This window comes from Desulfocurvus sp., from assembly GCF_023230885.1.
Classification (GTDB): domain Bacteria; phylum Desulfobacterota; class Desulfovibrionia; order Desulfovibrionales; family Desulfovibrionaceae; genus Desulfocurvus.
In genome coordinates this window covers 1-7134 of sequence record NZ_JALNWM010000184.1, presented here as the reverse complement: position 1 = coordinate 7134, position 7134 = coordinate 1, and the positions used below count along the sequence as shown (strand labels likewise).

Genomic DNA, 7134 nt, shown 5'->3' with positions numbered 1-7134 from the left:
TCCGGCTGATCCGGTGGCCCGTGTCCCTTGGCTGGGGGCGGCGGGGGCGCGCCCCGGGGGGCGGTGGAAGGGATTGCCGAATGTACGGGAGATATCTTGGCGGGGTCGACGAATCGCGGCCTGCGGGGTCTCCCGGGCCGGGTGGCGTGTGGCGTGTGGCGTGCCCGGCCCGGGGCGGAGCGTGGCGCGTCGCGGGCCGGGCCGCGCGGCCCGGGGGCGGGGTGCCTTCATCGCGCCCCGCCCCGGGGCGCCGGTCTGCCCGGTCCGCCCGCGGTGGCTACACCTCGAAGCGCGAGACGGAGTTGATGTAGACCGGGTCGCCGGGAACGTCCTGGTATCCGGCCACGGACTTGGTGCGCACCTTGCGGATCTTGTCCACGGTGTCCAGGCCCTCGACGACCTTGCCGAAGACGCAGTAGCCCCAGCCCTGTTCGGTCTTGGCGCTGTGGTCGAGGAAGGCGTTGTCCACGGCGTTGATGAAGAACTGGGCGCTGGCGGAGTGCGGGTCCATGGTGCGGGCCATGGCCAGGGTGCCGCGCTCGTTCTTCAGGCCGTTGTCGGCTTCGTTTTCGACGGGGGCGTGGGTGGCCTTTTCCTTCATCATGCCGGTCATTCCGCCGCCCTGGATCATGAAGTTCTCGATGACGCGATGGAAGATGGTGCCCGCGTAGTGTTCCTCGTCCACATAGCGCAGGAAGTTGGCAACGGTCTTGGGGGCCTTGTCCTCGAAGAGTTCGACGAGGATGTCGCCCTTGGAGGTCTCGATGAGGACCATGGGGTTGGACATGGGGATCTCCTTGTGGGTGTGTCTGGGTCGGCTGGTCATAGGCAAAATCGGCGCGGCTGTCACCCCTGGGGCGGGCCGGGGCGGCCGTCGGCCAGGGCCAGGAAGCCCGCGCGCAGGGCGGGGTCGGGCAGGGCCTCGGCGAAGTGCAGGTAGAGCACGCGCAGCACGGAGCGCAGCTGCTGCCGCGGGCCTTCCAGGCGCGCCGCGACCAGGGCCGGGGCGTCGTGGCTGGCGAGCCAGGCGGCGTAGTCGCGGGCGCGGTGGGCGGCGCGGTGCCCCGCGTCGATGCGGGCCAGGCCGTTCTCCCCGGCGCGGGTGCGGGCGGCGGGGTCGGCCAGCAGGGCGCGGACGGTGCCCAGCAGGGCGTCCATGTCGCCGGGCGGGTAGGTGAACAGGTCGCGCCCGGGGGTAAAGAGGCTGTCCTGCCCGTGGCCGACCTCGGGGGTCAGCAGGCAGGCGCCGGTGCCCAGGGCCTCGAAGACGCGGAAGTTCAGGTCGCCGCGTTCGCAATAGTTGAGCACGATGCGGGCCTTGGGGAACAGCTCGCCGAAGTCGCCCCGGGCGATGTGCAGCCCCGGGAAACGGGCGCCCAGTTCGCGCAGGAAGGCGTGGCGCCCGGGAGTGGTCGCGGGGTTCACGGTTCCGGCGAAGAGCAGGTCCCACTGTCTGGGGCCGGGCCGGGGGCCGGTGTGGTCCGGAGCCCAGGGGGGCAGCCAGATGGTCCGGCCCGGGCCGGGCCGCTGTTCGGCGAAGCCCGCCAGGTGGTCGCGCAGGCTGACGGAACACAGGTCGAAGGCCCGGGAATAGAGGGGGTGCCAGGAGTGGATGTGCGAATCCACGAAATGCATGGCCGTGAGGCAGGGCCAGCGCTCCACGCCGAAGAGCGCGGGGGGCAGGCTGGCGTCGCCCATGACCACGGCGTCGGGCGCGCGTCCGCAGGCGGCCACGACCTCGTCCCAGGTGACGAAGCCGGGGCTGCGGCGCTTGATGAGGGTCACCTCCCAGCCGTGGGCGGCGAGCCCGGGGCCGAAGTAGGGGTGGCCGATCCAGCAGAGGTGTTTCATGGCCGGTCCTGGCGGGCGGTTCCCGCTCGGGGGAGCATATGCCATTCGGGCGGCGCGGGGAAGGGCGAAGCGCGCGCGGCGGGGATGCGCGCGGCGGGTTGAGCCCGGGGGCAAAAGAGTTTATGCAACTCCTCCACGGGCCGCGCGCCCGGCAACAGTCAAGGAGGCGACAATGAGCGCACTGCAGGTCAAGCCCGTGCAGCCCCGCCCGGTCTTCGATTTCATGTATTTCCTGGAAATCTGCGGCGAATCGCGCATCGACGGCGCGCTGATGGACCGGCTGGAGGCGGCGTGGAGCGACTGGCGCGACCGGCTGCACGCCTACCATCTGGTCCCCTCCACCGCCGGGCCGGACGAGGGCTTTTTGCTCGTCTGGCTCACCGAGGGCGTGGAGGACGCGGTGGAGCAGGGCTGGTCCGAGGGCGAGAAGAGCGGCATGTTCTTCCATAACCTGGCCATCACCCTGGTCATGAGCGCGGCGCGCAGCCTCGTGCCGGAGTTGGAGGAGAACTGCACGCCCCTGCCGCGCCCGGGCCAGGAGGTGCTCGACTTCATGGAGAGCATGGACCTGGAGTGGAACCCGCAGCTCGGGGCGCTGAACCGGCAGTACGCTGTGTACACGCCCATGCCCTACCGGGGCGGCTGCGAGATGTGCATGCAGTCCCACACCTGCCCCAACTCGACCTTCGGCTCGCAGGCCCCGCAATGACGGCGGCGGGCGCGGGCCGGGACCTGCGCGCCCATGTGCGCGCGGTGGTCCTGGGGCGGCTGGAGCGCCTGGGGCGCGAGGAACTGCGGCGCGAGGCGCTTTCGGAGTTCTTCACCGTGACCCTGGGGGCGGACCCGGGCACGGCCGGGCGCACGGCCGCGCTGGTGCCGCCGCTGCTGGACGAGCTGCACGCCCGCTGGGTGGACATGTTCGTGGAGCGGCTGTTCGAGACTGTGCCCCGGGAGCAGCTCGGGCTGCTTTGCGAGGGCGGGGAGCAGAACGACGCCGCCCTGTGCCTGGTCTATGTGATGTTCCTGGAGTCGGAGCGCATGGAGCGCCAGCGGGAGCGGGATCTCCTGGAATACGCCGCGCGCATGGGCGGGGCCGACGACACCGGCGACCTGGCGGCCTCGTACATCCGGGCGCGCATGGCGCGGCTGGGCGCGGCCCTCAAGGCCCCTGCGGGGGGCAACGGGAACGGCCAGGGCTGAGCCCGGCGCCGGGCGCGGGAAAGCCCGCCCCGCCTTGGGGCGGGGCGGGCTTTTTTTAGCGGTTGGGGGCGGAGTTTACCAGCGGCGGGGCGGCCGGGGCTGACGGGGCTTGGCCTCGTTCACGCGCAAGGTTCGGCCGCCGAACTCGGTGCCTTCCAGGGCCTCGATGGCCTTGGCGGCATCGGCGTCTTCCATCTCCACGAAGCCGAAGCCGCGCGGACGGCCGGTTTCGCGGTCCGAAACGAGCTTGACGGAGGTGACGCCGCCGAACTGGCCGAACAGGTCGCGGAGTTCCTCTTCCGTGGCACTCCAGGGCAGATTGCCGACATAGATGGACTTGGGCATTTTGCAAAAACTCCTTGCAGGGAAAAAGTCGCGCGCCCATATCACACCGAGGGAAACCCCTCCTCGGCGTATGGACCATGTCGTCCTCATGGATGGTCGTGAATCAAATGTCAAACTTTTTTTTATAGGGAAACACGGAGTTCCGGTGTGATTGCCTGTTCGCAGCATAGCCTGTGCGCAGTGGCTGGCGGGGCGGCGCCGCGAGGCCGGGGCGCGGCCCCGGGCGGCGGGGCGGCGGACGCCGGGCCGGGGCGCGGTGCGGGCCGGGCGCGGTGCGCGGGGGCGGCTGCCCTGTGGGCCGCCCTGTGGGCCGCCCTGTGGGCTGCCGTGGCCCTGGTGCTGCTGTTGCCGCTGTCCCCGCTGCCCGGGGGCGGCGGGGTGGCGCGGGCCCAGGCCCCCGGCGCGGACGGGACGCTGGCGCCTCCGGCGCCCTGGCGGCTGGCGGCCACCCTGGCCCACGACTCCGGGGCGTTCACCCAGGGGCTGTTTTTTGCCGGGGGGCGCCTGTTCGAGACGACGGGGCTGCGCGGGGCCTCGCGGATCATGGAGCTGGATCCGGCCAGCGGGCGCGAGCTGCGCCGAGCGGAGCTGCCCGCGCGGTTTTTCGGCGAGGGCGCCACGGCGGTGGACGGGGCGGCCGTGTGGCTGACCTGGACCTCGGGCCGGGCCTTCGTCCTGGGGCTGGACGATTTCGCCCCGCGCGGGAGCTTTGCTTACTCCGGCCAGGGCTGGGGCCTGACCGGGCACGGGGGGCTGCTCTACATGAGCGACGGCTCGGACACGCTGACCCTGCGCGACGCGCGGACCTTCGCCGAGCTCGGGCGCGTGGCCGTGCGCGACGGCGGGCGGCCCGTGGAGCTGCTCAACGAGCTGGAATGGGTGGAGGGCGAAATTTTCGCCAATGTCTGGCGCAGTTCGCGGGTGGCCGTCATCGACCCGCCCACGGGCCGGGTGCGCCGCTGGCTGGACCTGGGGCCCCTGGTCCCCCCGGGGCTCGGCCCCGAGGCCGTGGCCAACGGCCTGGCCTGGAATCCGGCCACGCGCAGGCTCTATGTCACCGGCAAGCGCTGGCCGGTGATGTATGTGCTGGAGCCGGGCCCGGCGACGCCCTGAGGCCCGGCCTCGCCCCGGCGCGCCCGGGGAGGGGCGGGCACGACGCGCCAGGGTCCCGTGGCTATGCCCCTCGCCCCGGCGAGCCCGGGGAGGGCGAGGGGGGGCGCGTCGCCCCGGGCTGCCCCGTTTCGTTCCGGCGCGCCGGGGGGCGCCTCGCCCCGGCCCCGCGCGGCCCTGTCCGGCGGCCCCTGGCCGCGACGTGCCTCCGGCCAGGCGGCCCGCCCCCCCTGCGCCGCGCACCGGCCCTCGGCCAGGCGGCCCGCCCCCCTGCGCCGCGTATCGGCCTCCGGCCCCGGCGCCCGCGTCCCGGCCCCCGGGAGTCCATGCACACCGCAGCCCGCCGCCGCTGCCGGGCCGCGGTCCGGCCTTTCCGCCTCGCGTCTTTGGGCTGGCGTCCGTTTCGGCGTTCCCGGGGGCTGGCGCCCGCGCGGTCCCGTCTTTCGTGACAAAAACGTCGCGGCCCCATTTTTTCTAGACAAAGTCTTGATTCCATGCTCTAAAAAGAGGGTCAGTATGCAGTGACGAATCCCGGGGCGCCCTCCCGGCCCGGAAAAAGGCAAGGGGGACAAGGAATGCCGCAGGTCGCAGCGCGCGTGTCCGATGAGCACGAGCAGTGGCTCAAGGAATACTTCCGCACCAAAAGCGCGGGGGCCGAGTTCGTGGTGCCCTGGGCCGTGGATACCTTCTTCCGCTCCATCAATTCCATTCGCGGGCAGTTCTCCGCCGCCGAGCTCAAGACCATCCTCGAAGCGCACAAGGACGTGAAGCTCCTGCCGGACCAGTCGCGGCTGGCCTATCTGCAACTGCGCGTGCAGGACGCCTGCGAGCTGGGCATGGTCAACACCAGGTACGGCGCCAGCAAGGCCAACCTGGAGGCCAAGATCAAGCGCCTGAACGACACCCAGGCCGCCGCGCTGATGATCTGGGCCACGGCCTACTGGGTTTCCAAGGAATGGAAGGACATCGACATGGACGACTACGTCCGCGACGTGAGCTAGGGTCCATTCCGTCCGCCATCCGCCGCACGCTTCGCCGCCAGGGCCCGCCCTGCGCGGCGTTTTTCGTCCGTTTTCGGGGCCGCGCGGGGCCTTAAGTCCCGGGGCGGGGCCGCCGATAAGACCCGTGAGCCCGGTCCGGGGTGCGCGCCGCGTGGCGCCGCCAGCCGGGGGCCAAGGAAGCCGACATGATCAAAGCGATTCTCGCCGCCGCCCTGGGGTGCGTGCTGCTGGCGGGCTGCCAGTCGCAGCTGCCCTACGCCACGACCTACAAGATGACCGCGCAGCCGAAGATGCAGGCCGCGCACCACTGGGACGTGCTGGCCGGCGACGTGGCCGACCGCGTGCGCGCCGCCCTGGACGACCGCGTGGAGCTGCGCCTTCTGGCCATCGACGTGGATACGGACCAGGCCCCCGGGCCCTTCCACCGGGTCTTCCGCGAGCTTCTGGTCTCCAAGCTGGTGCAGCGCGGCATCCAGGTGGCCGAGCACGAGGAGAACCAGCTGGAACTGGTCTACACCGTGCAGGTGCTGCGCCACGGCGCGCGCATCCAGCGGCCCGTACCGGGGCTGTTGACCCTCATCGGCGCGGGCATCGCCGTCTCGCGCGACGTGACCACCGAGTTCATCTACGGCGCCGGGCCGGCGGGGCTGCTGGCCGATGTGGCCGCCGGGCATCTGGCCAGCCATTCCGACCAGGAGATCATCGTCACCACCCGGCTGGCCTGGAAGAACCGCTTTGTGATGCACGCCTCGGACATCTACTACATCAACGACGCGGATTACCGGCACTACGGCGAGCCCTTGCGCGCCGCCGGTTCCGGCCTGGGCGGGCCGGGCGGGGTCGGGGCCACGTCCCTGGGGGTCCGCAATGAATAGGCAGTCACGGTTTCCCGGCGCGTGGGCGGCGGTGCTGCTCCTGGCGGCGGCCCTGGGCGGGTGCATGAGTTTCGGCGCGGCGGAGCCCGAGGCGCCCGAGCCCTACCGCCAGCCCTTGAATGTGCGCTGGGAGGGCGACGCCTTCATCGCCGGGAACCACAGCGCCGCCGATGGGCTGGTGGAGAACCTGGAGGCCCGCCTGCCCCGCGAGGCACGCATCCTGTGCGCGACCTTCGTGCGCCAGGACGACCTGGAACGCACCTCGGCCTTCGGGCGGCTGGCCTCGGCGCAGTTCGCCTCACGGCTGGTGCAGGCCGGGTATTCGGTGGTCGAGTTCCGCCTGCGCGCCGAGATGGGCGTGCGCACCGGGCAGGGCGAGTTCCTGCTCACGCGGCGCACGGCCCGGTTCCTGCGCGAGCGCTACGACGCCCACGCCGTGCTTGTGGGTAGCTATGTGGCCGACCGCGAGGCGGTTTTCGTCTCCGGGCAGGTCGTGCGCCTGGATTCGGGGGTGGCCGTGGCGGCCTACGACTACGCCGTGCCCAACCGGGGGCTGGTGGCCCGCCTGGTGCGCGAGGACGGGGAGTCGGCCGGCGCCGGATTCGAGGCGTTCCTGCGGCCCCGGGCCGTGGCGCAGCTGGCCACGCCCGCCGAGGTCAAGGCCGCCAAGGGTCAGCCCGCGCCCGGGGCGGGCGAGCCCCTGGCGCCCATCCGTCTGTTCCCGCCCACCGGCAAGCAGTAGGCCCGCCCGC

General features: G+C 72.1%; 9 protein-coding genes. 6 read left to right on the top strand and 3 right to left on the bottom strand.

Features of this window, described 5'->3' with window-relative positions; translation table 11 throughout:
• Positions 1-277 precede the first annotated feature (277 nt).
• Both M0P34_RS12330 and M0P34_RS12325 read right to left on the bottom strand, forming a co-directional pair.
• Positions 278-787, bottom strand: a complete 510-nt coding sequence (locus tag M0P34_RS12330) for a peptidylprolyl isomerase (RefSeq protein WP_291499569.1) — start codon at positions 785-787, stop codon at positions 278-280.
• Positions 788-846: 59 nt separating this feature from the next.
• Positions 847-1851: a glycosyltransferase gene (locus tag M0P34_RS12325; RefSeq protein WP_291499567.1), complete on the bottom strand. Its 1005-nt coding sequence runs from the start codon at positions 1849-1851 to the stop codon at positions 847-849.
• A gap of 172 nt (positions 1852-2023) precedes the next feature.
• On the opposite strand from M0P34_RS12325, the gene M0P34_RS12320 reads away from it, so the two are divergent.
• Positions 2024-2560 (top strand): hypothetical protein, encoded by a 537-nt coding sequence (locus tag M0P34_RS12320; RefSeq protein WP_291499565.1) that lies wholly within the window; start codon positions 2024-2026, stop codon positions 2558-2560.
• A complete protein-coding gene (locus M0P34_RS12315) occupies positions 2557-3051 on the top strand; it encodes a hypothetical protein (RefSeq protein ID WP_291499558.1) in 495 nt (164 codons plus the stop codon). Before M0P34_RS12320 ends, M0P34_RS12315 begins: the two co-directional genes overlap by 4 nt.
• Positions 3052-3126: 75 nt before the next feature.
• Here the strand turns inward: M0P34_RS12315 and M0P34_RS12310 are convergent, their stop codons facing one another.
• Entirely contained in the window at positions 3127-3396 is a 270-nt protein-coding gene (locus M0P34_RS12310; protein WP_291499556.1) for an RNA-binding protein, read from the bottom strand.
• Positions 3397-3723: 327 nt separating this feature from the next.
• On the opposite strand from M0P34_RS12310, the gene M0P34_RS12305 reads away from it, so the two are divergent.
• The 4 genes from M0P34_RS12305 (at position 3724) to M0P34_RS12290 (ending at position 7124) form a co-directional block, all read left to right on the top strand.
• Positions 3724-4509: a glutaminyl-peptide cyclotransferase gene (locus tag M0P34_RS12305; RefSeq protein ID WP_291499554.1), complete on the top strand. Its 786-nt coding sequence runs from the start codon at positions 3724-3726 to the stop codon at positions 4507-4509.
• Between the two features lie 572 nt (positions 4510-5081).
• Positions 5082-5507, top strand: a complete 426-nt coding sequence (locus M0P34_RS12300; RefSeq protein WP_291499552.1) for a hypothetical protein — start codon at positions 5082-5084, stop codon at positions 5505-5507.
• 185 nt (positions 5508-5692) lie between these two features.
• A complete protein-coding gene (locus tag M0P34_RS12295) occupies positions 5693-6382 on the top strand; it encodes a hypothetical protein (protein WP_291499550.1) in 690 nt (229 codons plus the stop codon).
• On the top strand, positions 6375-7124 hold the full coding sequence (locus M0P34_RS12290; protein ID WP_291499548.1) for a FlgO family outer membrane protein: 750 nt from the start codon (positions 6375-6377) through the stop codon (positions 7122-7124). Before M0P34_RS12295 ends, M0P34_RS12290 begins: the two co-directional genes overlap by 8 nt.
• Positions 7125-7134 lie beyond the last annotated feature (10 nt).

Coding starts and splice junctions, on each gene's coding strand:
- M0P34_RS12330 (WP_291499569.1), bottom strand. CDS start 787: ATGTCCAACCCCATGGTCCTCATCGAGACCTCCAAGGGCGACATCCTC.
- M0P34_RS12325 (WP_291499567.1), bottom strand. CDS start 1,851: ATGAAACACCTCTGCTGGATCGGCCACCCCTACTTCGGCCCCGGGCTC.
- M0P34_RS12320 (WP_291499565.1), top strand. CDS start 2,024: ATGAGCGCACTGCAGGTCAAGCCCGTGCAGCCCCGCCCGGTCTTCGAT.
- M0P34_RS12315 (WP_291499558.1), top strand. CDS start 2,557: ATGACGGCGGCGGGCGCGGGCCGGGACCTGCGCGCCCATGTGCGCGCG.
- M0P34_RS12310 (WP_291499556.1), bottom strand. CDS start 3,396: ATGCCCAAGTCCATCTATGTCGGCAATCTGCCCTGGAGTGCCACGGAA.
- M0P34_RS12300 (WP_291499552.1), top strand. CDS start 5,082: ATGCCGCAGGTCGCAGCGCGCGTGTCCGATGAGCACGAGCAGTGGCTC.
- M0P34_RS12295 (WP_291499550.1), top strand. CDS start 5,693: ATGATCAAAGCGATTCTCGCCGCCGCCCTGGGGTGCGTGCTGCTGGCG.
- M0P34_RS12290 (WP_291499548.1), top strand. CDS start 6,375: ATGAATAGGCAGTCACGGTTTCCCGGCGCGTGGGCGGCGGTGCTGCTC.